Genomic DNA, 25,983 nt, shown 5'->3' with positions numbered 1-25,983 from the left:
TACCGGTCAAATGAACTCGATCTTTTGGACGACATAATATTTGTCGCCCGACGGCACGGTGACTTCGATCTCGTCATCGACACGGCGCCCGATCAGCGCGCGACCGAGCGGGCTGTTATAGCTGATCCGTCCGACGCGGGCGTCAGCCTCGGCCAGACCGACAATCTGATATTTCACCGGCTTGTCGTCTTCGTCGAGCAAGGTGACGGTTGCGCCAAAGACGATACGGTCGCCCGACAGCGTTGTCGGGTCGATGATCTGTGCCCGCGACAATTTGTCTTCTAGGTCGCCAATCGAGGCCTCAACTTGGCCCTGACGTTCCTTGGCAGCATGATATTCGGCATTTTCCGACAGATCGCCATGCGCCCGAGCGACCTCGATCGCTTCGACGATAGTCGGACGCTCTACTTTGAACGCGGCCAATTGTGCGGTCAGCTTTTCATAGCCTTCTGCTAGCATCGGCACCTTTTCAACGCTCGCCATGTCTTACTCTTCCTTCGTCAATATTAATCTGTCAGCGAAACTTCGCTGAGCGGCTGCGCCGCAGTCCGTTAATGTCGGGGGGGTGGGGCGATCCTTTAATAATAGTCTTGAAGCGGCTTTACTTCAAGACTGCGCGCACGCAGCGCTCCAATCGCCTGTGTTGCCGCCGCACTGCCCGTCGCCGTGGTGTAATAGGCAATGTCGGCGGCGAGTGCCGAAGCGCGGATGGATTGCGAATCCTGTAGGCTTTGCCAGCCCTCAGTTGTGTTGAAAATCAACTGGATATCGCCATCCTTGATGCGATCGACAATATGCGGACGGCCCTGCGCAACCTTGTTGACCCGTTCGACTTCGATGCCCTGATCGATCAGATAATCTGCGGTCCCGCCGGTCGCCACAACGTGCCAGCCCCAAGCCACCAACTGACGCACCGAATCGATGATTCGCGGCTTGTCGCTATCCTTGACCGACACGAACAGCCGTCCATCGGTCGGCAAACGGTCGCCCGCCCCCAACTGCGCCTTGGCAAAGGCGAGGTTGAAGTCGGCATCAATCCCCATCACTTCGCCCGTCGATTTCATTTCGGGGCTGAGCACCGGATCGGTGCCGGGGAAGCGCGCAAAGGGGAACACCGCCTCTTTGACCGCAACATGCGCGATGTCGCGGTTGATTTTGGGCAGGTCGGCCAGTTTCTCACCCGCCATGACCCGCGCCGCAATCTTGGCGATCGGAGAGCCCACGGCTTTGGCGACAAAGGGGACGGTGCGGCTGGCGCGCGGATTGACCTCGATCAGGAAGACCTCGTCATCCTTGACCGCGAACTGGATGTTCATCAACCCGCGCACCGACAGCGCACGTGCCAGCGCGTCAGTTTGCCGTTCGATTTCGGCAATGATCTCGGCCGACAAGCTGTAGGGCGGGATCGAACAGGCGCTGTCGCCCGAATGGACCCCCGCTTCCTCGATATGCTGAAGCACGCCCGCGACGACCACATCTGTACCATCGCACAGCGCATCGACATCGACCTCTATGGCGTCGCGCAAATAACGGTCGATCAGCACCGGCGATGAACCCGACACTTTGACCGCTGTTTCGATGTAGTTTTCAAGCTGTTCGGGGCCGTCAACGATTTCCATCGCGCGCCCGCCGAGCACATAGGAGGGGCGGGTGAGCACCGGATAACCGATGCGCGCCGCCACTGCGAGCGCCTCTTCACGGCTACGCGCCATACCGTTTTCGGGCTGTTTGAGGCCGAGTTTGTTGATGAGCGCGGCAAAGCGTTCGCGGTCCTCAGCCAGATCGATCGCATCGGGCGAGGTGCCAAGAATCGGGATGCCCGCATTCTCCAGCGCCTGCGCGAGCTTGAGCGGGGTTTGCCCGCCAAACTGGACAATCACACCGACGAGCGTGCCCTTTGACTGTTCGACGGTCAGGATTTCGAGCACATCTTCGGCGGTCAGCGGCTCGAAATAGAGCCGGTCCGACGTATCATAATCGGTGCTGACAGTTTCGGGGTTGCAGTTGATCATGATCGTTTCAAAGCCCGCATCGGCGAGCGCGAAACAGGCGTGGCAACAACAATAATCGAACTCGATCCCTTGCCCGATCCGGTTCGGTCCGCCGCCGAGGATGACGATTTTTTTAGCATCCGACGGGTTGGCCTCGCACTCGGGATCGCCAAAAGTCGGCGCTTCATAGGTCGAGTAAAGATAGGGCGTTTGCGCGGCAAATTCGGCGGCGCAAGTGTCGATGGTTTTGTAAACGGGGCGCACGCCCAGCCTGTGGCGCAGCGCGCGTACCTCGGCTTCGGTGACGCCGCCGGTCATCGCGACGACCGCATCATGGACCAGTCCGCTGCCTCGCGCCGTCGTCTGACGCGTGCCGGGACGCAGATTCGCCGATTGCAGCGCCAGCCCCGCCAGATGCGCATCCGAAAAGCCCATGGACTTCAGGTGCCGCATCCCCACCGCATCGCGCGGCAGTCCGTTTTCGATGACTTCCGCCTCTGCAGCGATGATTTCGGCGATGCGGTCGAGGAACCACATGTCATAACCGACGATGCGGTTGATTTCGGCCAGCGACACGCCCTCGCGCATCGCCTGTGCCGCGACCAGCAGCCGGTCGGGAGTTGCCTTGGCCAGCTCGCTTTTGATCTGGTCATGGCTCGCGCCGACCAGATGCTCGACAACATCAAAGCCGCTAAGCCCCGTTTCCAGACCGCGCAGCGCCTTTTGCATCGATTCGGCAAAAGTGCGGCCAATCGCCATCACTTCGCCAACCGATTTCATCGCGGTCGACAGCACCGCTTCGGCGCCCTTGAACTTTTCAAAGGCAAAGCGCGGGATTTTGGTGACGACATAGTCAATTGTCGGCTCGAACGACGCGGGTGTGACCCCGGTGATGTCGTTCATAATCTCGTCGAGCGTATAGCCGACCGCGAGCTTGGCCGCGACCTTGGCAATCGGAAAGCCGGTGGCTTTCGACGCCAGCGCCGAACTGCGCGACACGCGCGGGTTCATTTCAATGACGATCAGGCGGCCGTCCTTGGGGTTCACGGCGAACTGCACGTTCGAACCGCCGGTTTCGACGCCGATTTCGCGCAGGCAAGCGATGCTCGCGTTGCGCATGATCTGATATTCCTTGTCGGTCAGGGTCAGCGCGGGGGCGACGGTGATGCTGTCGCCGGTATGCACGCCCATCGGATCGACATTTTCAATCGAACAGATGATGATGCAATTATCCTTGGCGTCGCGCACCACCTCCATCTCATATTCTTTCCAGCCGAGCAGCGATTCCTCGATCAGCACCTCGGTGGTCGGCGAAGCGATCAGCCCGCCGCGCACGATCTGTTCAAATTCCTCGCGGTTATAGGCAACGCCGCCGCCGGTGCCGCCCAGCGTAAAGCTGGGGCGGATGATCGACGGCAAGCCGGTGCGTTCGAGCACGGCGAGCGCCTCTTCAAGGCTGTGGGCAATGCCCGACCGCGCGCTTTCCAGCCCGATCTTGGTCATCGCATCGCGGAACTTGATCCGGTCCTCGGCCTTGTCGATGGCTTCGGCATCGGCCCCGATCATTTCGACGCCATATTTGGTCAGCGTGCCGTCGTTGAACAAAGCCAACGCGGTGTTGAGCGCGGTCTGCCCGCCCATCGTCGGCAGCACCGCATCGGGGCGCTCTTTCTCGATGATCTTCGCCACGATCTCCGGCGTGATCGGCTCGACATAGGTCGCGTCGGCCAGTTCGGGATCGGTCATGATCGTCGCGGGGTTCGAATTGACGAGGACGATCCGATAGCCCTCCTCCTTGAGCGCCTTGATCGCCTGCGTTCCCGAGTAATCGAACTCGCACGCTTGGCCGATCACGATGGGGCCAGCGCCGATGACGAGGATGGATTTTATGTCGATTCTTTTAGGCATTATTTCTGTTCTTCTTTTGCAGGCATTTCGTTGCCGACGAAGCCAAGGTCCATGTTTCGGTATTTCGAGTGCCCCAAACCTTCCATCGCGCAACTCACATTCTCGTACTTATCATCGGGATGCGGCTGAAGGCGAAGTCGATTGGGAGCTTTGAACATAAAGAAGTCGGAGGAAACACCGCAACGGGTTGCAATGTCTAGCAATTCCTTGGGCGTTCCATCAGTGGTGATAGCAGGACCGGCAGCGCAGGCCGCCAAAAGCGGCAGGAGTGACAATGCGACCGTCCGCACTATCATTTCAATCCCCCCACGAACTTCTCGAACAGATAAAAGCTATCCTGCGGCCCCGGGCTGGCTTCGGGGTGATATTGGACGCTGAAGGCGTTTTTACCGCTGATCGCGATGCCGCAGTTGCTGCCGTCGAACAGGCTTTTATGCGTTTCAACGACGCCTTTGGGCAGGGTTGCCGCATCGACCGAAAAGCCGTGGTTCATGCTGGTGATTTCAACCACGCCATCCTCACCGCGTTGCACCGGATGGTTCGCGCCGCGATGGCCCTGATGCATTTTCACCGTCTTGGCCCCCGCCGCAATCGCGAGCAGCTGATGGCCAAGGCAGATGCCGAAGATCGGAATATCCTTGTCGAGCAAGCCGCTGATCACCGGCACCGCATAGGCGCCGGTCGCCGCCGGATCGCCGGGGCCGTTCGACAGGAACACGCCCGCCGGTTTGAGTGCGAGCACTTCGTCGAGCGTCACGGTCGCGGGAACCACGGTCACGCGCGCACCGGCACGGACGAGACTGCGATAGATATTATCCTTTGCGCCATAGTCGATGGCGACGACATGGGGGGCATTGTTCCCCTCCCGCAGGCGGGAGGGGTTAGCGGTGGGCGCGTCCTGAGATGCGGGTTTTGAAGTCGGCCCACCCCCGGCCCCTCCCGCTTGCGGGAGGGGAGATGCATACCCCTGACCCAGTGTCCACACGCCCGCATCCCAGCCGCCTTGCGCCTCGCGGCTGACGTTCTTCGCCAGATCAATGCCTTCAAGCCCTGCCCAGCCGCGCGCCATCGCGAGCAGCATGTCGACGTCGAATGTGCCGTCGGGGCTGTGCGCGACGACGCCGTTCGGGGCTCCCGCATCGCGGATGCGGCGGGTGAGCGCGCGGGTGTCGATGCCGGCGAGACCAATCAGGCCCTGCGCCTCCATCCATTCGGGGAGCGTCCATTCGCTGCGGAAATTGCTGGGCGCGGTGGGAAGCTCGCGGGTGATACAGCCGATGGCGGCGCGGCGGTCGCGCTCGACGTCTTCGCTGTTCGTCCCGACGTTGCCGATGTGCGGAAAGGTGAAGGTGATGATTTGCCCCGCATAGCTGGGGTCGGTCAGCACTTCCTGATACCCCGTCATCGCGGTGTTGAAGCAAACCTCTCCCACCCCTGCGCCCACCGCACCATAGCCATGGCCCCACAGGATGGTTCCATCGGCCAGCACGAGCACGCCGGTGGCTCCGGCGGGCGCGGTTTGGGGGCGGTTGTCGGGCATGGCGGGGCTTTCCGTTCAGGAGGCTAAACGGACGACCAAGTAAGCGGCAAAAAAGTGATTCACAATCTATCGAATGTCGAAAGATGCAGCTAAAGAGGTTTCTTTCCAAAATTAGATATGGGGACACGCATGATTCGCGATGAGATCAAGGCTGCGCAGGTTGCCGCGATGAAGGCGGGCGAAAAGACGCGGCTGGGCACAATCCGGTTGATGCTTGCGAAGGTCAAAGACCGCGATATCGAACTGCGCACGGGCACCGCACCCGCCGACGACGATGCCATGGTCACCGATGTTTTGCAGAAAATGGTCAAGCAACGCCGCGAATCGATCGCCATGTTCGAACAGGGCGGACGGCAAGAGCTGGCCGACATCGAAGCCGCCGAAGTCGCGGTGATCGAAGATTTCCTGCCCGCACAACTCGACGAAACCGCCGCGCAAGCGGCGATTGCGGCGATTGTCACCGAACTGGGTGCGGCAAGCCTGAAAGATATGGGCCGCGTGATGGCAGCGGTGAAAGAACGCCACGGCAGCGAGCTCGACATGAGCAAGGCGAGCGGATGGGTTAAGGCGGCTTTGGCGGTGTAACAATGGCGCTTCACGGTGCCTTTTGCCTCCTAAGTTCCTGGGACGGGACGGGAGACTCATGACCCTCACCCCGCAATGGCTGGACGAACTGCGGTCGCGGGTCACATTGTCGACTCTGATCGGGCGGACGGTGAAGGTCACGCGCGCGGGGCGCGAATTCAAAGCCTGCTGTCCTTTTCACAATGAAAAGACCCCCAGTTTCACCATCAACGACGAAAAAGGATTTTATCACTGCTTCGGCTGTTCGGCGCATGGCGATGCCATTCGGTGGATGACCGATCAGCGCGGGCTGTCGTTCATGGATGCCGTGAAGGAATTGGCTGCCGAGGCCGGAATGGACGTGCCAGCGCCCGACCCGAAGGCGGCGCAGCGGCAGGAAGAGCAGAAAAGCCTGCGCGATGTGACCGAGGCGGCGACATTGTGGTTTTCCGAGCAGTTGGCGGGCGGCGATGGCGCGGGAGCGCGTGATTATCTGGTGAAACGCGGGATAAGCGCCGCGACCGCCAAAGCCTTTGCCTTTGGCCTTGCCCCCGACAGCCGGTCGCGGCTGAAGGAGGCACTGCAGCAATTTCCCGTGCCGATGCTGGTCGAGGCGGGGATGCTGATCGCGGTAGATGACAAACAGCCCTATGACCGGTTTCGCGGACGGTTGATGATCCCGATCCGCGATGCGCGCGGGCGCGTGATTGCGTTCGGCGGGCGGATATTGGGCGATGGCGAGCCCAAATATCTCAATTCACCCGACACGCCGCTCTTTGACAAGGGGCGCGTCCTTTACAACCTTGACCGCGCGTCACCCGCATCGCGGCAAACGAACCGCATCGTCGTCGTCGAAGGCTATATGGACGTAATCGCGCTGGCCGAGGCGGGGATCAATGACGCCGTTGCGCCGCTTGGCACCGCGCTCACCGAGGCGCAGATCGGACTGTTGTGGCGAATGGTGCCGGTCCCGGTCCTGTGCTTTGACGGCGATGCAGCGGGACAAAAGGCCGCGATCCGCGCCGCGCATCGCGCGCTGCCGCTGCTGCGCCCCGGATTCAGCCTGGCCTTTGCGACGATGCCGCTGGGTGAGGACCCCGACGATATTGTGCGGGCACGCGGGGCCGATGGCCTGACTGTGCTGCTCGACGAGGCCGAACCGCTGGTGGCGCGGCTGTGGGCGCATGAAGTGGCGGCGACCCCGCTCAATACACCCGAGGAGCGCGCGGCGCTGAAATCACGGCTGATGGCGCTGACCGACGACATACAAGACGCCGATGTGCGCCACCATTATCGCGAGGCGTTCCGCGAGCGACTCGACAGCCTGTTTGCCCGCGAGCCGCGTGGGCAACGACCGGCTTGGACCGCCGCACCGCCGCGTGGCGGCAACCGGCGCTATACCCCCGACCCGCGCCTGCAGCCCCCGCAGGCCGAAACGCGCACGATTGGACAGGTTGGAATCGCCGCGCCGCTGGTCGCCTCACTGATCGGCGGATTGCTGCGCTATCCCGCGGCATTGCGCCGTAATGAAGAGGCGCTGGCCCGAATCGCCATTGCTGATTCGGGTGATGCAGAATTGCTCAATGTGATGCTTGACATCATTTCAGCGCAAGAAGGGCTTGATACCGAGGGGTTGCTTGCCATATTGAAGCCAATGAAAGTGTATAATAGGGCGATGACGTTGCTCAGAGCCGATGGAATGCATTTTTCATTCAATCGCAGGCTGGATAGCGAAACGGATGGGTCAACGGCGCAGAAAGCTGCGGTTCGCGATCTAGACGAATTTATCGGCGTGCTGGTAACGCAGCCTGAAATCCGCGCCCGGCTGGCCGAAGCCACCGCCGATTTCCAGCGCTCGATGGATGAAGACGGATTGGCGCGACAGCAAAAACTGCGCGCGATGGACGAAGATTTAACCCGCCGCCTAGCCGAACTGGCCGACAGCGGGAACCGCGATTGATATTACAGCGTTTGCCTTAGGCAGGGACAGATATGGCCACGAAAAAAGAAACCGCAGACACCGACGCACCTCTGATCGACCTCAACGAGGCCGACATCAAAAAGCTGATCGCGCGCGGCAAAAAGCGCGGATATTTGACTTATGACGAACTGAACAAAGCCCTTCCGCAGGATCAGATGTCGTCCGAGCAGATCGAAGACATCATGTCGGCGATTTCCGACATGGGCGTCAACATCGTCGAAAGTGACGAAGATGTGCAGGAAGAAACCGATGCCGAGGGCGACGAAGAAATCGACGTCACCGCCGGTTCTGGTGCCGCTACGACGCCTGCCGTCGAAAAGAAAAAGGAAACGATCGACCGCACCGACGATCCGGTGCGCATGTATCTGCGCGAAATGGGCGCGGTCGAGCTGCTGAGCCGGGAGGGCGAAATCGCCATCGCCAAGCGCATCGAGGCCGGACGCGACACGATGATCCTGGGTTTGTGCGAAAGCCCGCTGACGTTCAACGCGATTATCGACTGGTCGAACGCGCTGAACAATAGCGAAATGCAGCTGCGCGAAATCGTCGACCTGGAAGCCATGCTGTCCAAGGAGCCCGCTCCCGAGGCGATGGAAGACGACGCCGAGGACAATGGCGAGATCAGCGAGAAAAATGCTGGTGTTTCATTCAAGGACGAGGATGAGGTCGAAGACGAACCCGAAGCCGACAGCGACAACGAGGATGGCGAAGACGGCGAGAATAAGAGCCGCGAAAGCACCGACGATGACGACGAGGACAATACGCTGAGCCTCGCGGCCATGGAAGAATTGCTGACCCCCGACGCGCTGGAAAAATTCGCAGCGATCACCAAAAGCTTCAAGGCCTTTTCGAAATTGCAGGCCACAAGGCTGGAATCGCTGTCGCTGGGCATCGATTTTCCGGCGGCTAGTGAGCGGCGCTATCACAAGCTGCGCGAAGAACTGACGGCGCAGGTCGAAAGCGTCCAGTTCCACGGCACCAAGATCGAATATCTGGTCGATCAGCTGTACAGCTATAACCGCCGCCTGACCGCGCTGGGCGGCCAGATGTTGCGCCTTGCCGAACGTCACAAAGTGCCGCGCAAATCTTTCCTCGACCATTATATCGGCCGCGAGATCGAAGAAAATTGGCTGGAAGAAGTCAGCGGGCTCGACAAGAAATGGGCCGCCTTTGCCGAGCAGGAAGCCGGTGCTGTTGATCGTATCCGGGTCGAGATTAGCGAAATTGCACAGGCCGCAGGCATGAGTCTGACCGAATTTCGCCGCGTTGTGAACATGGTGCAAAAGGGCGAACGCGAAGCCCGCATCGCCAAAAAGGAAATGGTCGAAGCAAATCTGCGCCTCGTGATCTCCATCGCCAAGAAATATACCAATCGCGGGCTGCAATTCCTCGACCTGATCCAGGAAGGCAATATTGGCCTGATGAAGGCGGTCGACAAATTCGAATATCGCCGCGGCTATAAATTTTCGACCTATGCGACCTGGTGGATCCGTCAGGCGATTACGCGCTCGATTGCCGATCAGGCGCGTACCATCCGCATTCCGGTGCATATGATCGAAACGATCAACAAACTGGTTCGCTGCAGCCGTCAGTTCCTCCACGAAAGCGGCCGCGAGCCGACGCCAGAAGAAATGGCCGAACGCTTGTCGATGCCGCTGGAAAAAGTCCGCAAGGTGATGAAAATCGCCAAGGAACCGATCAGCCTTGAAACGCCAATCGGCGATGAGGAAGATTCGCATCTCGGCGACTTTATCGAAGACAAAAACGCCGTCATTCCGGTGGATGCAGCGGTGCAGTCGAACCTCAAGGAAACGGTCACCCGCGTCCTTGCCTCGCTCACCCCACGCGAAGAACGCGTGCTGCGGATGCGCTTTGGCATCGGCATGAACACCGATCACACGCTGGAAGAAGTCGGGCAGCAATTCAGTGTGACCCGCGAACGTATTCGGCAGATCGAGGCCAAGGCCTTGCGCAAGCTGAAGCATCCGTCGCGTAGCCGCAAAATGCGCAGCTTCCTCGACCAGTAACAGCAGCGGGCACCACCTGGTGCCGTTGACACGGAATATCAAACCGCCACATCCGATGAGGGTGTGGCGGTTTTATTCGCCGCTCTTGTCGTGATTTTGTCATGATTTTTCAATATTTGGCGGCTATTGACGGCTACGGAATGATATATACGAAATAATAGCATAATGCCCCAATGTCTGGGACAAAATTACAGATAGAGAATATTGCCAAGCCAGCCAGTGGTCCGCACTCTCCCTATATTTGCGGATTTCGCCTTTTTGGCACGGGCCTTGCTTGGTATTGAAGCAGAAAGTCGGGACAACCCGGCTGAAGAATAAGGACAAGCCACATGGAAACTCCCCGCCCCAATATCTTCCAGCGCCAGGACACGATTTTCGGCATCTGCCAAGCCGTCGGCGAGGATTTCGGCTTTAACCCGAGCTGGCTACGTCTGGCCTTTGTTGCACCGCTGTTTTTCATGCCGGTTGAGACGATTGCGGCCTATCTGTTGCTGGGCGTGATGGTGTTTGTTTCACGCTCGGTTTTCCCAGACCAAAGCGTTGCAGAGCCTGTTCTTGTGGCCGCGACCCCCGCGAAGCCCGCCGCTTCGGTTGCTAAAGCCGAGGAAAAGGAACTGCTTGCCGCCTGACCGCCTTTCCATCCCATACTCCAGTTAGAGACGAAGCGAAGGCAAAGCCGCTTCGTCTCTAACTGGCACAGGTTCGGGGCATTTCTTTCTGGCTCTATAAACGTCGCGTTTACGCCGTTGCCCTATACCCGATCATGAAATCAGCAGGCGAAGGGTCGCATGGACGTCGCCGCCCATGATCGAGGATTGCGCGTTGAGTCAGACAAACGAACAGCAACTGCGGACACCCGGCATTGCCGAAATGCTCGATACGCTTGTCGCGAATGAGGGCACCGGCGCGCATCCGCACGTCAAATCGGGAGCGCTGAGCAAAGGCCCCGATGCGATGCGTAATTTGGCCGACGCCGTGCATTTTCTGTGCATACTTCATGGCCGCTATCCCGGTGTTGTTGAATGCGCCGCACGCAAAGCCGTCGACAAGCCATCGCGCATCTGGCTCGACGAAGCCGCCGCGGCCTTTGCCTTGGAACGCAGCTTCCTGTCACAAATAGCCTCTGCGGTCGGACCGGTGCCCAGCACACAGGGTCAGGATTTGTGCGAAGCAGTGGTTGGCACACAGCGCAAGGCTATTGAAATGCTCGCCGAGTCTGATCGTCGCGGTTGCGCCATTGGCGCCGCCATGGCGTTGACCATCGACTGGCGCACCATCCGCGTCTTGCTCGACATCAGCGCCTCGCGGCTCGACATCACGCCGCCACGCTGCACTTTGCCGGACCTGCGCGATACCGCGCGGCTTGCGACTGCCGTCGCCGACAGCCCGGCGGTCGAACGCGCACTCGCCTTTGGCGCGCAGCAGCTGATTGTGCAGCATCATGGCCTGTGGGACCTGCTCGCCTCCCGCGCCGATAGCCGCGCCAACACGTAAATCCCTGCCGGCACCACCCCTTGCTGAACGCAGGAAGGGCGCAACGTCGCTCCGCTTGCAAGCCCCGTATCACCCAGCTATGCCCCAAACTGATTGACGTTCACGTTAAGGGAAAGGCCGCACCGCGATGCGTTTTGATGGAACCAGCGACTATATTGCAACCGATGACCTGAAAGTCGCGGTCAATGCGGCCACTTTGTTGCGGCGCCCGTTGCTGGTCAAAGGCGAGCCTGGAACCGGTAAAACTGTGCTGGCGGAAGAGATTGCAAAGGCGTTCGATGCGCCGTTGATCACCTGGAACATCAAATCGACGACCAAGGCACAACAGGGCCTGTACGAATATGATGCCGTGGCACGGCTGCGCGATGGCCAGCTTGGCGAAGAGCGCGTCCACGACATTCGCAACTATATCCGGCAGGGTAAATTGTGGGAGGCGTTCACCAGCCCCAAACTGCCCGTGTTGCTGATCGACGAGATCGACAAGGCCGACATCGAATTTCCCAACGATCTGTTGCAGGAACTCGATCGCATGGCCTTCCATGTCTATGAAACCGACGAAACGGTGACCGCCAAGGAACGCCCGATCGTTGTCATCACGTCGAACAATGAAAAGGAACTGCCCGACGCCTTTCTGCGCCGCTGTTTCTTTCACTATATCAAATTTCCCGATCGCGACACGATGCAGGCGATTGTCGATGTCCATTTTCCGGGCATCCAAAAGACGCTGGTGTCGCGCGCGATGGACATATTCTATGACGTGCGCGACGTGCCGGGGCTCAAGAAAAAGCCTTCGACCAGCGAACTCATCGACTGGCTCAAGCTGTTGCTTGCCGAGGATATGCCGCTCGAGATTCTCCAGAATCGTGATGTCAGCAAGGCCATCCCGCCACTCCACGGCGCGCTGCTCAAGAATGAGCAGGATGTGATGCTGTTTGAAAAGCTGGCCTTTATGGCGCGGCGACAGGGCAGCTAAAACTTCCCGGTCACAGTTGGTAGGCGACCTCCAGATCGCCCCAGCGCCGACCGTTGATAAAGGCGGGCATATAGACGTTGCGCACCGTGATGTAGTTGGTGCCATCGCCTTCCTGCCGATAGACCGACATGAAAAAAGGTGCGGTGCTGCGCTTGGCGGCGGCGTCGGTTTCATCGAACAGGATCCGGCCATTGCGGCAATAGGCTGTATCATGCACCAGATCGCCCGTTGGGCTGCGCGAATGGTCGGTGACATGGGTCGGCAGAAAGCCATTCATATCGGCTGCCGACGACATGATGACCGCCGGATGCATGGTGCGAATACGGTCAAACATCGGTCGCCAGTGCGCGTCTGCCCATGGGCATAGGGACGTGCGGAATCGTTCCGGATTGGAATCGGGAATCCGCTGATAATCAGTATCGAACAATTGCTCCATCGTCACTTCGCCGCTAGCAACCGCGCGCTCGGCAATGCCCACCATCTCGTCACGGCAACGCATGGCAAGATCGACAATTTCTGAATCGAGCGGACTGACACCAGCCGATATGACGGCGTTGAACATGCGGTTCGACACATGTTCCATGGTTAATATGCTATCGCGGGTTTCGATTAACGTGCTGCTGTTTTCGCGCACCGAGGTCACGACCGTATCGACAGCCTCGCGCACTTTAGCACCATTGGCGTGAACCATCGCAGAGCTTTGCGCGATCCGGTCGCTTTGATCATCGAGTAGCGCGACCAGATGCGTCGCGTCATGAAGCGCGTCGGTGATCGTTTCAAACTGGCTTTCAGCGCGGCTCGATTGCTCGACGCCGGTCTGGATTTCGGAGACCAGGCCAGCGGCCTCGGTCGAAAGGCTGCCGATGCTGCGGCGGATTTCATCGGTTGCGCTGCGCGTGTTTTGCGCAAGGTTTTTCACTTCAGAGGCGACGACGGCAAAAGTCCGTCCGGCATCGCCCGCCCGCTCTGCCTCGATGGCGGCATTGAGCGCCAACATATTGGTGGTCTTGGCAATCGATTCGATCGACTGACTGACTTGCTGCACCTGTTCCATCACCGCGGCGAAGTTGGTGACATGCTGGCCCAGCCGCGCAATCAGGTCGATCACCGAGCGGAATTCGCCGACAGCGCTGTTCACCCGCTCGGCGCCGCGATCGAGCTGTTCGCAGGCACGCGCTGACAGGATTTTGGCTTCGTCGGTGGAATCGGCGATCTGGCGCTGGTCGGATTCAAGGCTGACGACAAAATCTTCCAGCCGACCGAGCTCGGTAATCTGGCGCTCCATCTGGTCAGTGGCGCGCTCTATCTGTCCCGCGGCATCACTGCAGCCAACGGCCAGTTCTCCGCAGTCACTGGCGACCGACTGATCCAATCCAGTCTCTGCTTTGGCGATAGGTTCAAATTTCATCAGATTACCCACTTTTCATTTGTGCCCGCTATGCCTAAAATTGGTTAACGGCCCGTCAACCGTTTGGGCCTTGCCCCGATGACAGCGGGGAGAGCGCCGCTCTGCCTTCCGTAAACGTAAAGTGAGTTGCACGCGCCGAAGCGACAGGATAGGGCTTCGCCTATGTTATTCGGTTTTCTTGACGAGCTTCGCGCCGCCGGCATTCCCGCCAGTCTGAAAGAGCATTTGATGCTGCTAGAGGCGCTCGACCGCGAGGCCATCGACCGCACGCCCGAGCAATTTTATTATCTGTCGCGCGCCATTTACGTGAAAGACGAGGGCCTGCTCGACCGCTTTGATCAGGTGTTCAATAAGGTCTTCAAGGGCTTGCTCACCGATTATGGCCAGAACCCGGTCGATGTTCCCGAGGATTGGTTGAAGGCCGTCGCCGAAAAATATCTGACCGCCGAAGAGATGGAGGCGATCAAATCGCTCGGCGACTGGGACAAGATTATGGAGACGCTGAAAGAGCGGCTCGAGGAACAGCAAAAGCGCCATCAGGGCGGCAGCAAATGGATCGGCACCGGTGGAACCAGTCCGTTCGGCAATTCGGGCTATAACCCCGAAGGCGTACGAATCGGCGGCGAAAGCAAACATAAACGCGCGCTGAAAGTCTGGGAAAAACGCGAGTTCGCCAACCTCGACAACACCAAGGAACTCGGCACACGCAACATCAAGATTGCGCTGCGCCGGTTACGCAAATTCGCCCGTGAAGGCGCAGCGGACGAGCTTGATATTCCAGGCACAATCGACGGCACCGCACGGCAGGGCTGGCTCGACATCAAAATGCGGCCCGAGCGGCGCAACGCGGTCAAACTGCTTTTGTTCCTCGACGTTGGCGGGTCGATGGACCCGTTTATCAAGCTGTGCGAAGAATTGTTCAGCGCCGCGACGAGCGAGTTCAAGAATCTGGAATTCTTCTACTTCCACAACTGCCCCTATGAGGGCGTATGGAAGGACAATAAGCGCCGCTGGTCCGAACGCCATCAGATGTGGGACATCCTCCACAAATATGGCCATGATTATAAGCTGATCTTTGTCGGCGATGCATCGATGAGCGCTTATGAAATCACCCATCCGGGCGGCAGCGTCGAACATTTCAACGAGGAGTCAGGCGCGGTGTGGCTCCAGCGCATGACCCATGTTTACCCCGCCGCCATATGGCTCAACCCCGTACCCGAAGAACATTGGGGCTACACCCAGTCGGTCAAACTGATCAAACAACTGATGAACGACCGCATGTATCCGCTGAGCCTCGACGGCCTCGACAAGGCGACGCGGGAGCTTGGCCGCAAGCATTAGGCGGGGCGAGCTTCGCTCGCCAACCCACCCCTAGTCGCTCCCTTCCAGGGAGGGAATTTATCCGAACGGCTGATCGATCGATGGCGGCGGTTCGCTGAACCATTTGGGGCCGGTGTCGGTCATGTGAAAGCAATCCTCCAAACGGATGCCGAATTCGCCGGGGATATAGATGCCGGGTTCGTTCGAAAAGCACATGCCCGCTTGCAACGGCGTGGTTTCGCCATGGACCAAATTGACCGGTTCATGCCCGTCGAGCCCGATGCCGTGGCCGGTGCGGTGCGGGGTTCCGGGAAGATTATAGCCGGGGCCATAGCCCAACCCCTGATAATAGGCGCGCACCGCATCATCGACTTTGCCCGCAGGCGTGCCGAGCTTTGCCGCGGCAAAGGCAACGTCCTGCCCTTTGCGCATCTGATCCCAGACTTGCCGCTGGTGCGTATTGGCTTTGCCATAGACAAAGCTGCGCGAGATGTCGGACTGATAACCATGGACGGTGCAGCCGCAATCCATCAGCACAACCTCGCCATCGCGCACTGCTTGCGGCTTGCCCGACCCATGCGGATAGGCACTGGCCTCGCCCAGCAGGATGAGTGCGAATTCAGGCTGGCCGCCAAACGCGCGGGTGGCGTTATTCATGATGGCGCCGATGTCCGCAGGCGTCATGCCCAGTTCGATGCGCGGCGCAGTATGGCGATAGGCGGCGATGGTGATGTCGGCGGCGATTTGCATCAGCGCGATTTCCTTCGCCGATTTGTGCATCCGGCACCCGCGCACTACTGACGCGCCACTAACGACCTCCGCATCGGGCAAGGCGTGCTGCAAGCCATCGACGGCAAAATAACGCACCGTCTCCTCAACCGCGATCTTGCCCTTGGCATGGCCGCGCGCGCTGAGCCATTTGGCGACCGCCGCCAGCGGATTTTCATCCTCGTTCCAGGTCAGCACTTGCGCCTTGACACTCAGGCTTTCGCGCACCGACGGTTCTTCGAAAAAGGGCGTGACGATGGCGACCTCTCCCTCGCGGGTGAGGACCGCGGCGGTCAGCCGCTCGCTGCGCCACCATTCAACACCGGTGAAATAGACAAGACTCGACCCGGGTTCGATGAGCAGCGCATCAATGCCCTGATCCTGCATCAGACGCGTGGCGTGGGCGATCCGCTGAACTCGCTCATCGCGGGTGATCGGGACCGCTTTGGTGGCCAGATTGGGAAGGCTGGGTGCCTCATCCGCCGCCCAGCACGTCATAGGCAATGCAGCCGCTGCCAAGCCAGTCACGCCTGTCGCCGTTAAAAAATGCCTGCGTTCCAAAATCATGTGCTGCCCCTTGTTCCCGTTTGGCTTAGCGATAGAGACTAACAGCTGCGACACTTTCACGCCACGCCGCCTCATCGGGGCGCGTCATTGCGTCAAGGTCGTCGGCTGTCGCGGCCCCATCATCGACCCATAAGCGCAGCAGCGGCGAGCCGTTGATGACGTCGATGGGCAGCTTGCCTAGTTCATATTCATAAGGGAAATCGCGCCAAAGGTCATAGTCGGGATAGAGCGCGCGGATCGCCTTGAACCCCAGCGCCTGAACCCGCCACGGCTGAAAGGCCGCATGGTCATACCATGGCCCTTCGGCGTGGATGTGGGCTCCATTGCACAGCGACCCGACATGTTTGTGAAAGGTCGGTTCGAACCAGATGTCGCGCAATTTGCACCCGCCAAGCCAGTGCGGCGCGATGCGCTGCATTTCGGCAATCACCGCCTTGGCGTCGATATCGGGCGCGCCGAATATCTCCAGCGGACGCGTCGTCCCCCTGCCCTCGCTCAGCGTCGCCCCTTCGAGCATCACGGTTCCGGCATAGGCGCGCGCCATGTTGACGTTCGGCGCGTTGGGGCTGGGGTTGATCCACACGCGGTCCGCGGGCCAGCCACAACCGGGCGCGACATCGGGCTGCCATCCGTCCATTTCGATGACGCGATAGTCGACATCAAGTTTCAACGTATCGACGAACCATTGCCCCATCTCGCCCATCGTCAGCCCATGGCGCATCACCATAGGCCCGGCCCCGACAAAGCTTTCCCAGCCCTCGCGTAGCATCAGTCCCTCGACGGGACGACCGGCAGGATTGGGGCGATCGAGTACCCACACCGACTTGCCATGCTCCGCCGCCGCCTCGAGCATGTAGCGCAGCGTCGTGATGAAGGTGTAGATGCGGCACCCCAGATCCTGCAGATCGATAAGAACCGTATCGAACGTCCCCATTGCCTGCCCTGTCGGGCGGCGCACTTCGCCATAGAGGCTGAACACGGGCACCCCGTGGACGGGATCGTCGAAATCGGGGCTTTCGACCATATTATCCTGCTTGTCGCCGCGCAGCCCGTGTTGAGGCCCGAAAGCAGCGGTGACATTCACCCCCGCGGCGACCAATGCGTCGAAGCTGTGCATCAGATCGGCAGTGACCGAAGCGGGATGCGCGACGAGCGCAACGCGCTGTCCCGCCAGCGGTTGGCGAAGTGCCGGATCGGCGAGAAGGCGGTCGATTCCGAAAAGAACAGTCATGCCGCGTCGGGTGCCCCAAGCGTGAGTTGAAAGCAATCGGGATGATGGAAATCGGGCTTTCCGGGCGGATGTTGCAGCGCCCAATAGCTTTTGGTGCCGTCCGTTTCTTCAACAACGGCGGAGATGGCGGCGATCAGCGGACTATTTTGCCATTCGGGCGGCAGGTCGAGGATCACCTCCAGCGCCAGATGAGACGCGCTGGCGTCCAGTGCGATTTCGGGCGCAACGGCAAGCGGCAGATCTTCGGCACCCGCACGATAATCCGCGAACCGATAAGCCGCCCATTTGCTCGACGGAGCGAAATTGAATTCCAGATAGTCCGGTTCATCACCCCGGCTGAGAAAGAGTTCGCAGCATGTGGTTTGCCACAGGCCGTCGGTGCGGGTGGGGTCGGCTGGATCGGGCAACACAAGGTCTTCGAGCGGACCATCCACATGATAGCGCAACCACAACCGCCCATCTGGCAACTGCTTGACCGTCACCACTATGCCATCGACCCCGTGAACAGGCGTAAGATCGTGGCAGACCAAGCTATGCCCTTCGGCAGGCTGAGGGCGATACGATGCTGGGAATTGTTTCATTCAGGAAGTCCCCATGCTAAGCGCCCTCCCGCCATTTAAGAGAGCATTATGACCCAATATCAATCCGACCTGCTCAACACGCTGTCGTCGCGTGGCTATATCCATCAGACCACCGATGCGGAAGCGCTGGATGCGCTCGCCGCCAAGCAGATTGTGCCTGCCTATATCGGGTTCGATGCCACCGCGCCGTCCTTGCATGTCGGCAGCCTGGTGCAGATCATGATGCTGCGCCGCCTGCAACAGTCGGGGCATAAACCGATTGTGTTGATGGGTGGCGGCACGACGCGGATCGGTGATCCGACGGGACGCGACGAGAGCCGCAAGATGCTCGATGATGCAACGATCGAAGCCAATATCGTCTCGATTCGAAAAATTTTCGAACAATTTCTGACCTTTGGCGATGGCCCCACCGATGCTGTAATGGTCAATAATCACGACTGGCTGAGCCAGCTTGGCTATATCGAATTGCTGCAAAAGGTCGGAACGCACTTCACGATCAATCGTATGTTGAGTTTTGATTCGGTGAAATTGCGGCTTGATCGCGAACAGCCGATGACCTTTCTTGAATTCAACTATATGATTTTGCAGGGTTATGACTATCGCTACCTCGCCCAGACAATGGGCGCGCGGTTACAGATGGGCGGGTCGGACCAGTGGGGCAATATTGTCAATGGTGTCGAGCTGGGCCGCCGGATGGATGGTGCCGAGCTTTTTGGGCTGACGACTCCGTTGCTAACCACCGCTGCTGGCACAAAAATGGGCAAAACGGCGGCGGGGGCGGTGTGGTTAAACGCCGAACAACTGTCCCATTTTGACTATTGGCAGTTCTGGCGAAACAGCGATGATCGCGATGTCGGACGCTTTTTGCGGCTGTTCACCGATTTGCCGCTGGATGAAATTGCGCGGCTAGAAAAACTTGAAGGCGCAGAAATCAACGCCGCCAAGAAAGTCCTGGCCGACGCCGCCACAACCTTGTGCCGCGGCGAAGAGGCGGCGAAGGCCGCTGCCGACACGGCGGCGCAAACCTTTGAAAAGGGACAGATTGGTGGCGATTTGCCGCAGGTTTCAGCCGGCGCGGAGGGTATCGGAATCCTGAACGCGTTGCGCGAACTGGGCTTTGTGGCCTCGAATAAAGAGGCGCGCCGCAAGCTCGAAGAGGGCGCGGTCAAGGTCGATGGCGTTGCCGTTCGCGACCCCCAGTGCCAGATTCAACCCCCCGAAAAGCCCGTCACGCTGAGTCTTGGTGCCAAAAAGCATGGGCTGGTTACGCGCTAAACCGAGCCCGCCCCTTTACGTTTTTTTCAGCTTTGCAGCCGACCGTCTGGAGCACAAAAGCGAGGCGATTAGAAAATGCGTAAGATTGATGCCCATAAAGCCCATTATACGGGGCTGGATCAGCGGATTTCCCCGCGTAGCGACATTTATTGCCGTGTGCCCTTTACCATGCCCGAAGGACGGCAGGAAATGGGGACCTGTGTCAACATCAGCGCCGACGGTTTGCTGATGCGATTCGAGCGCGGATTGGAAATCGGCAATCTGGTTGTCTTTCGGATGCCGATCATCGGCCGGGTCGCGGCCAAGGTCGTCTGGTCGCTGGGCGGCAAGACCGGTCTGCAGTTCGACCATATGATCCCGGTCGAGGATTATTTGCCGATGATCCGCGCCATGGGTGCCCGCACCGAGGTCAATTAACCGCTCCGCAGCAGCGGCACCGCCGCGTCACGTTCAAATAGATAGAGGCACAGGCGCACCGCGTCACCGCGCGCGCCCGTCATCCCGCCGTCACGCTCAACAAACAGGCGCGCATCATCATGCGCCACCGGCAGCAAGCGCACGAGCTGCTCCGCCGTCGCCACCCGATAATCGGCATCTCCCGACTGGCGCAGGCCCAGCAACTCACCACCACCGCGCAATTCCAAATCCTTCTCGGCGATGACAAAGCCGTCATTGGTCTCGCGCATCAGCGCCAACCTTTCGCGCGCGGTTTCGGACAAGGCGGTGGAGCGCAGCAACAGGCACACCGACTGCGCCGTCCCGCGCCCCACCCGCCCGCGCAACTGATGCAGTTGGGCAAGCCCGAAGCGGTCGGCATGTTCGATAATCATCAGGCTGGCGGCGGGAACATCGACCCCGACCTCGATCACCGTCGTCGCCACCAACACGCCAATTTCACCGGCCTGAAAGCGCGCCATGACGGCGTCCTTTTCAGGCCCTTTCATCCGCCCATGAACCAGCCCGACGCGGGCATCGCCCAGTCGGTGACGCAGGATGGCGGCGCGTTCCTCGGCGGCGGCGAGTTCGCTGACCTCGCTTTCGGCGACCAGTGGACAAACCCAATAAGCCTGCGCCCCGCCCGCCAGATGGCGCTCAAGCGCATCAACCACAGAATCGAGCCGTTCAATCGAGACAACGCGGGTGTCGATGGGCATACGGCCCGGCGGCATTTCGTCAATCTGCGACACGTCCATCTCGCCATGATTGGCAAGTTGCAGCGTGCGCGGGATCGGGGTGGCGGTCATCACCAACAAATGCGACGGGCGCACCGCCTTTTGGGTGAGCATCAGCCGCTGGGCGACGCCAAATCGATGCTGTTCATCGACTACGACCAGTGACAGGTCGCGATAGCTTACCGCCTCCTGAAAAATGGCGTGGGTGCCAACCAATATGTTGATGCTGCCATCGGCCAGTCCCATCAGCGTCGCTTCGCGGACCTTGCCCTTGTCGCGGCCCGTAAGGATCGCGAGATTGACCGGTAGGCCGCTGCAGAGTTTTTGCAACGTCGTAAAATGCTGACGCGCCAAGATTTCGGTCGGCGCGAGCAAGGCCGCCTGCGTTCCCGCCTCGACCGCCGCCAGCATGGCGCGCAACGCCACCAGCGTCTTGCCCGACCCGACGTCGCCCTGCAGCATCCGCAGCATCGGCGTATTGCGGGCCATGTCGGCAGCGATTTCCTGCCCCACCCGCTCCTGCGCACCTGTGAGCGCAAAGGGCAATTGCATCGCATCGACCAACCGCCCGTCGCCGACAATCGCGCGGCCTTTGCGGTTGCGCAGCCCTTCGCGGATCAGCATCAGCGCAATCTGGCTCGCCAAGATTTCATCATAGGCCAACCGGTCGTGCGCGGGGGCGTCGTGCGGGCTGGCATGGGCGCGGGTGAGCGCGTCGTGCCATGTCGGCCATTCGCGGCTGCTCACCAACGACGCATCAATCCATTCGGCCAGATCGGGTCGCCGTTCCAGCGCAATCGCGACCAGCTGGCTCAGCCGCGCATTGGTCAAACCCAAGGTCAGCGGATAGACCGCCTCACTGGTAGCGATAACCTCGTCGCTGTCAGGCTCGGTCACATGGTCGGGGTGAACGATCTGGCGCATGTCGCCATAGCTATCGAGCCGCCCCGACACCCGCCGCGCCTCGCCCAGCGGAAATAATTTCTTCGCCAGCCCAGCGGTACGGCCAAAATAGACCAACCGGACATGGTCGCCCGCGCTGTCGAACGCCTCGACCCCAAAGGGCGCGCGAGGTGACCGGCCAGAGCGATAGTCCTGTGCGGTCAGGGTCAGGATAATCTGTTGTCCCGGCTGCGCATCGTCTAGCCGGTCGACGGTATGGCGCGCGATCAATCCGGTGGGCAAGTGGAACAAAATATCGACAACGCGCTCCAGCCCCAGCCGCGTCAACGGCTTGGCAAGCTGCGGCCCGACCCCCTTCAGGTCGGTGAGCGCGGCAAAGAGCGGATTGAGTATCTCTGGTCGCATGGCTAGGGCTTCTCTAGCCCCGAACGGTTCGGCTTGCCCAGCCCCTCCCTTATCCGTTCGTGTCGAGCGGGTTGGGCTAATGTGCGTTGATAGATCAGGTCAAAGGATTAAGAGACCCGCCATGAACGACCGTCTAAAACGCTTGAAATTCCGCGCCTGGCACAGGGGCACGCGAGAGGCCGATTATATGATCGGCGGCTTTTTCGACCGCTATGCCAGTGAATGGGGCGAGGACGAGCTGGTCTGGTTCGAAGCCGTGGTTGATCTGGATGATATCGACATCATGGCGTGGGCGCTGGGCACCGGCGAGCCGCCCGCCCATCTGGACCACCCCGAATTGATCGCCGCGATGCGCCGACTGGATTATATCCCGCTGCCATGACCGTGCCCGCAGCCGACATTTTTGCCGCCATCGGATCGGCAGCCCAGCCGTTGACGCTGGCGCGGGTTGCCGACGGTTTCCTGCCGCTGCTGCTCGCCGATCTGGCGCGCGCCAGTGACAAACGGCTGCTCTATGTCGCGACCGACGATAGCGCGATGCAGGGAATCGCCGACGCCGCACCCTTTTTTGCGCCCGATCTGGTTATCCACCGTTTTCCGGCGTGGGATTGCCTGCCCTATGACCGCGCCGGACCTTCGATGCGGGCGAGCGCCGACCGGCTGGCGACATTATCGGCGCTGCAATTACCGGCGAAACGCGGCGAGTTAATCCTGACCACGGTTGCCGCGATTACCCAGCGCATCCTGACCCCCTTTCGTATTCGCGCGCTCGCCACCAGTCTGGCAGCCGGACAGCGAATAGACCGCGATAAATTGTCCGAGCTGTTGGTCGCCAACGGGTTCGCCCGCGTCGATACCGTAGCCGATCAGGGCGAATTTGCGGTGCGCGGCGGCATCGTCGACCTGTTCCCCGCAGGCGAAGAAACCGGCCTTCGCGTCGATTTTTTTGGCGACGAGATTGAATCGATCCGCCGCTTTGACCCCGCCGATCAGCGCAGCCTTGGTCCTGCCAAGGCGCTGCAACTGCTGCCCGCCACCGAAACCTTGCTCGATGAAGAAACGATCAAGCGGTTCCGCAGCCGCTATCGCGACCTGTTCGGCGGACAAGCTACCGGTGATCCTCTGTATCAGGCGGTCAGCGAGGGACGGCGGCAGGCGGGAATGGACCATTGGTTGCCCTTGTTCGAAGAGCGGTTGGCGACCCTGTTCGACCATATCGACCCGGCAACGCCGGTGCTGCGCGGCCACCGTACAGAGGCGAGCGCCGAAACACGCTTTGCCGCCATTGCCGATTATCATGGCAACCGCGCCGCCGCCGAGGATGCGGTCGGCAGCTATCGTCCACTGTCCCCCGACGCGCTCTATCTGACCCCCGATGACTGGGCCGGGCAAAGCGCAGGCCGTCCGGTCCACATCGTCACTCCCTTTGACATCGCGCCCGCGCCCGGCGTGCTGGACCTTGCGACCTTTTCAGCGCGCGACTTTACTCCCGAACGTGCCGCCGACACCAATGTCTATGCCAAGGTCGCCGACCATCTGGGCGATGAACAACGCAAGGGACGGCGCACGATCATCGCCAGCTATTCGGCGGGCGCACGCGACCGGCTGGCGGGATTGCTGCGCGAACATGGTGTCACCTCGCTGGCCCCCGCCGATGGCTGGCAAGAGGCGCTCGGCACGGCGTCGGATGATGCGGGTGGCGCCACGGCCCTGATTGTCCTGCCGCTCGACAATGGCTTTGCCACCGACGCGATCAGCCTGCTCAGCGAACAGGATATATTGGGCGAACGGTTGGTCCGGCGGCAAAAGCGCCGCAAAAGCGCCGACGCCTTCCTCGCCGAACTGGCGACGCTCAGCGTTGGCGATCTGGTGGTCCATCTCGACCATGGCATCGGGCGTTACGAAGGGCTGACATCGATTCCAGTGGGCAAAAGCCCGCATGATTGCGTCGCGCTCACTTACGCAGGCGGCGACAAGCTTTATGTTCCGGTCGAAAACCTCGACGTGCTGTCGCGTTATGGTGGCGACAACGACGGGGTTGCGCTCGATCGGCTGGGCGGTGAAGCATGGCAGCGGCGCAAGGCGCGGATGAAGGAACGCATCCGCGAGATTGCGGGTGAATTGCTGGCGACCGCGGCGCTGCGCGCGCTACGGTCTGCCGATGTGCTGGCCGCCGATTCTTCTTATCCGGCCTTTGCCGACCGCTTCCCCTATCAGGAAACCGACGATCAGGACCGAGCGATCAGCGACGTGCTGGCCGATATGGCGTCGGGCAAGCCGATGGATCGGCTGGTGTGCGGCGATGTCGGGTTCGGCAAGACCGAGGTGGCGTTGCGCGCCGCCTTTGTTGCGGCGATGGCGGGAATGCAGGTCGCGCTGGTTTGCCCCACCACTCTGCTCGCGCGGCAGCATTTCACCAATTTCGTCGAGCGGTTCAAAGGCTTTCCGGTCAAGATCGGTCGCCTGTCGCGACTGGTCCCCTCCGCCGAAGCCGCGCGCACCCGCGAAGGCTTGATTGATGGTAGCATCGACATCGTCATCGGCACCCATGCGGTGATCACCAAATCGATCGGCTTCAAACGGCTTGGGCTGGTCGTCGTCGATGAGGAGCAGAGGTTCGGGGTTGTCCACAAGGAGCGGCTGAAACAGCTCAAAGCAGACGTCCATGTCCTGACGCTGACCGCAACGCCCATTCCGCGCACGCTGCAAATGGCGATGTCGGGTCTGCGCGAACTCAGCGTCATCCAGACCCCGCCGGTCGACCGGCTGGCAGTGCGCACCTACGTTGCGCCGTGGGATCCGGTGGTTCTGCGCGAGGCGTTGCTGCGCGAACATGATCGCGGTGGACAGAGCTTCTTTATCACCCCGCGCATCAAGGATCTGCCCGATATTGAAGAATTTTTGCGCACCCGTGTGTCCGAAATCAAATATGTCGTCGCCCACGGCCAGATGTCACCCAGCGAAGTCGAAGAGCGGATGGGCGCCTTTTATGACCGCAAATATGATGTGTTGGTATCAACGACGATCGTCGAAAGCGGGCTGGATATTCCCAGCGCCAATACAATGGTCATCCATCGCGCCGACCGTTTTGGACTGGCCCAGCTCTATCAATTGCGCGGGCGGGTCGGGCGGGCCAAAACCCGCGCTTATGCCTATCTGACCACACCCGAGCATGGCGCGATCACCGACACGGCGGAAAAACGGCTTAAACTCCTCGGAGACCTCGACACATTGGGGGCGGGATTCCAGCTCGCTAGCCACGACCTTGATATTCGCGGCGCGGGCAATCTGGTGGGCGATGAACAGTCAGGCCATATCCGCGAGGTCGGCTTTGAACTCTATCAGGCGATGCTGGAGGAGGCTATTCTGGTCGCCAAGGCCGAAAATGCAGGCGCACTGCCACCACGCGAGGCGCTGTCGCCCGTCATCACCGTCGATGCGCCGATCCTGATCCCCGAGGATTATGTCCCCGACCTGCCGCTGCGCATGGCACTCTATCGCCGCCTCAACGACGCTGATGGACGCGCCGGGCTCGATGCCTTTGCCGCCGAAATGATCGACCGCTTTGGCCCCTTGCCGCCCGAAACCGAAAATCTGGTCCTGCTGATGGAAATCAAGTCCAATGCCAAGACCGCCGGCATCGCCAAGCTCGATGTCGGCACAAAGGGCGCACTGGTGGCTTTCCATGGCGATGTCTTTGCCAATGTCCCCGGCCTCATCGCCTATGTCGAGCGGCTGAAAGGGCGGGCGAAGATCCGGCCCGATAACCGGCTGTCGATCAGCGGTGACTGGGTGAACAGCCGCGCCCGCCTGAACGGTGCGCTACAACTGTCCAAAGGATTGGCCAAACTGGCGGCACAGGTCGGATAGCCCGA

General features: G+C 60.3%; 20 protein-coding genes. 11 read left to right on the top strand and 9 right to left on the bottom strand.

Annotated features, from left to right (window positions below; all coding sequences use genetic code 11):
* Positions 1-6 precede the first annotated feature (6 nt).
* The 4 genes from greA to carA form a co-directional block, all read right to left on the bottom strand.
* Positions 7-483, bottom strand: coding sequence for a transcription elongation factor GreA (gene greA / locus ACR3XE_RS04590; RefSeq protein WP_473698784.1), 477 nt, complete (start codon positions 481-483; stop codon positions 7-9).
* Between the two features lie 95 nt (positions 484-578).
* Positions 579-3,899, bottom strand: a complete 3,321-nt coding sequence (gene carB, locus ACR3XE_RS04585; RefSeq protein ID WP_473698785.1) for a carbamoyl-phosphate synthase large subunit — start codon at positions 3,897-3,899, stop codon at positions 579-581.
* Positions 3,899-4,195 carry a hypothetical protein gene (locus tag ACR3XE_RS04580; RefSeq protein ID WP_473698786.1) on the bottom strand — a complete coding sequence of 99 codons (297 nt, stop codon included), beginning with the start codon at positions 4,193-4,195 and terminating at the stop codon, positions 3,899-3,901. The genes carB and ACR3XE_RS04580 overlap by 1 nt, the downstream gene beginning before the upstream one ends.
* On the bottom strand, positions 4,192-5,439 hold the full coding sequence (carA, locus tag ACR3XE_RS04575; RefSeq protein WP_473698787.1) for a glutamine-hydrolyzing carbamoyl-phosphate synthase small subunit: 1,248 nt from the start codon (positions 5,437-5,439) through the stop codon (positions 4,192-4,194). The genes ACR3XE_RS04580 and carA overlap by 4 nt, the downstream gene beginning before the upstream one ends.
* A 129-nt stretch (positions 5,440-5,568) precedes the next feature.
* Here carA and ACR3XE_RS04570 point away from each other — a divergent pair, with 129 nt between their 5' ends.
* The 6 genes from ACR3XE_RS04570 (at position 5,569) to ACR3XE_RS04545 (ending at position 12,478) form a co-directional block, all read left to right on the top strand.
* Positions 5,569-6,024 carry a GatB/YqeY domain-containing protein gene (locus ACR3XE_RS04570; protein WP_473698788.1) on the top strand — a complete coding sequence of 152 codons (456 nt, stop codon included), beginning with the start codon at positions 5,569-5,571 and terminating at the stop codon, positions 6,022-6,024.
* A gap of 58 nt (positions 6,025-6,082) precedes the next feature.
* Positions 6,083-7,963 carry a DNA primase gene (gene dnaG / locus ACR3XE_RS04565; protein WP_473698789.1) on the top strand — a complete coding sequence of 627 codons (1,881 nt, stop codon included), beginning with the start codon at positions 6,083-6,085 and terminating at the stop codon, positions 7,961-7,963.
* A 32-nt stretch (positions 7,964-7,995) separates the two neighbouring features.
* Positions 7,996-10,011: an RNA polymerase sigma factor RpoD gene (gene rpoD, locus ACR3XE_RS04560; protein ID WP_486185940.1), complete on the top strand. Its 2,016-nt coding sequence runs from the start codon at positions 7,996-7,998 to the stop codon at positions 10,009-10,011.
* 329 nt (positions 10,012-10,340) lie between these two features.
* Complete coding sequence (locus ACR3XE_RS04555) at positions 10,341-10,640, top strand: PspC domain-containing protein (protein ID WP_473698791.1); 300 nt, start codon at positions 10,341-10,343, stop codon at positions 10,638-10,640.
* A 175-nt stretch (positions 10,641-10,815) separates the two neighbouring features.
* Positions 10,816-11,505, top strand: a complete 690-nt coding sequence (locus ACR3XE_RS04550) for a DUF6975 family protein (protein ID WP_486185939.1) — start codon at positions 10,816-10,818, stop codon at positions 11,503-11,505.
* Positions 11,506-11,632: 127 nt separating this feature from the next.
* Positions 11,633-12,478 carry an AAA family ATPase gene (locus ACR3XE_RS04545; protein WP_473698793.1) on the top strand — a complete coding sequence of 282 codons (846 nt, stop codon included), beginning with the start codon at positions 11,633-11,635 and terminating at the stop codon, positions 12,476-12,478.
* Positions 12,479-12,488: 10 nt separating this feature from the next.
* Here ACR3XE_RS04545 and ACR3XE_RS04540 read toward each other — a convergent pair whose 3' ends face one another.
* Positions 12,489-13,886: a methyl-accepting chemotaxis protein gene (locus ACR3XE_RS04540; protein ID WP_473698794.1), complete on the bottom strand. Its 1,398-nt coding sequence runs from the start codon at positions 13,884-13,886 to the stop codon at positions 12,489-12,491.
* A 162-nt stretch (positions 13,887-14,048) separates the two neighbouring features.
* Here ACR3XE_RS04540 and ACR3XE_RS04535 point away from each other — a divergent pair, with 162 nt between their 5' ends.
* Positions 14,049-15,227 carry a vWA domain-containing protein gene (locus tag ACR3XE_RS04535; protein ID WP_473698795.1) on the top strand — a complete coding sequence of 393 codons (1,179 nt, stop codon included), beginning with the start codon at positions 14,049-14,051 and terminating at the stop codon, positions 15,225-15,227.
* Between the two features lie 57 nt (positions 15,228-15,284).
* On the opposite strand, the gene ACR3XE_RS04530 is transcribed toward ACR3XE_RS04535, so the two are convergent.
* Genes ACR3XE_RS04530 through ACR3XE_RS04520 form a run of 3 tightly spaced genes read right to left on the bottom strand, consistent with a single transcriptional unit; the run spans position 15,285 to position 18,353 of the window.
* Positions 15,285-16,541, bottom strand: coding sequence for a M24 family metallopeptidase (locus ACR3XE_RS04530; protein ID WP_473698796.1), 1,257 nt, complete (start codon positions 16,539-16,541; stop codon positions 15,285-15,287).
* Positions 16,542-16,566: 25 nt separating this feature from the next.
* On the bottom strand, positions 16,567-17,772 hold the full coding sequence (locus ACR3XE_RS04525) for an exo-beta-N-acetylmuramidase NamZ family protein (RefSeq protein ID WP_473698797.1): 1,206 nt from the start codon (positions 17,770-17,772) through the stop codon (positions 16,567-16,569).
* Positions 17,769-18,353: a DOMON-like domain-containing protein gene (locus ACR3XE_RS04520; RefSeq protein ID WP_473698798.1), complete on the bottom strand. Its 585-nt coding sequence runs from the start codon at positions 18,351-18,353 to the stop codon at positions 17,769-17,771. Before ACR3XE_RS04520 ends, ACR3XE_RS04525 begins: the two co-directional genes overlap by 4 nt.
* A gap of 48 nt (positions 18,354-18,401) precedes the next feature.
* On the opposite strand from ACR3XE_RS04520, the gene tyrS reads away from it, so the two are divergent.
* A complete protein-coding gene (gene tyrS / locus ACR3XE_RS04515; protein WP_473698799.1) occupies positions 18,402-19,628 on the top strand; it encodes a tyrosine--tRNA ligase in 1,227 nt (408 codons plus the stop codon).
* Positions 19,629-19,703: 75 nt separating this feature from the next.
* Positions 19,704-20,045 (top strand): PilZ domain-containing protein, encoded by a 342-nt coding sequence (locus ACR3XE_RS04510; RefSeq protein ID WP_473698800.1) that lies wholly within the window; start codon positions 19,704-19,706, stop codon positions 20,043-20,045.
* Here the strand turns inward: ACR3XE_RS04510 and recG are convergent.
* Complete coding sequence (gene recG / locus ACR3XE_RS04505; protein WP_473698801.1) at positions 20,042-22,108, bottom strand: ATP-dependent DNA helicase RecG; 2,067 nt, start codon at positions 22,106-22,108, stop codon at positions 20,042-20,044. The two genes, ACR3XE_RS04510 and recG, sit on opposite strands and share 4 nt — an antisense overlap.
* Positions 22,109-22,229: 121 nt before the next feature.
* Here recG and ACR3XE_RS04500 point away from each other — a divergent pair, with 121 nt between their 5' ends.
* Both ACR3XE_RS04500 and mfd read left to right on the top strand, forming a co-directional pair.
* Positions 22,230-22,490, top strand: coding sequence for a succinate dehydrogenase assembly factor 2 (locus tag ACR3XE_RS04500; protein WP_473698802.1), 261 nt, complete (start codon positions 22,230-22,232; stop codon positions 22,488-22,490).
* On the top strand, positions 22,487-25,978 hold the full coding sequence (gene mfd, locus ACR3XE_RS04495) for a transcription-repair coupling factor (protein ID WP_473698803.1): 3,492 nt from the start codon (positions 22,487-22,489) through the stop codon (positions 25,976-25,978). Before ACR3XE_RS04500 ends, mfd begins: the two co-directional genes overlap by 4 nt.
* The last annotated feature ends 5 nt before the right edge of the window (positions 25,979-25,983 follow it).

This window comes from Sphingopyxis sp. 10G20-10 (assembly GCF_057365075.1).
The sequence above is the reverse complement of the archived record's forward strand: the minus strand, read 5'-3'. Positions and strand labels throughout refer to the sequence as shown.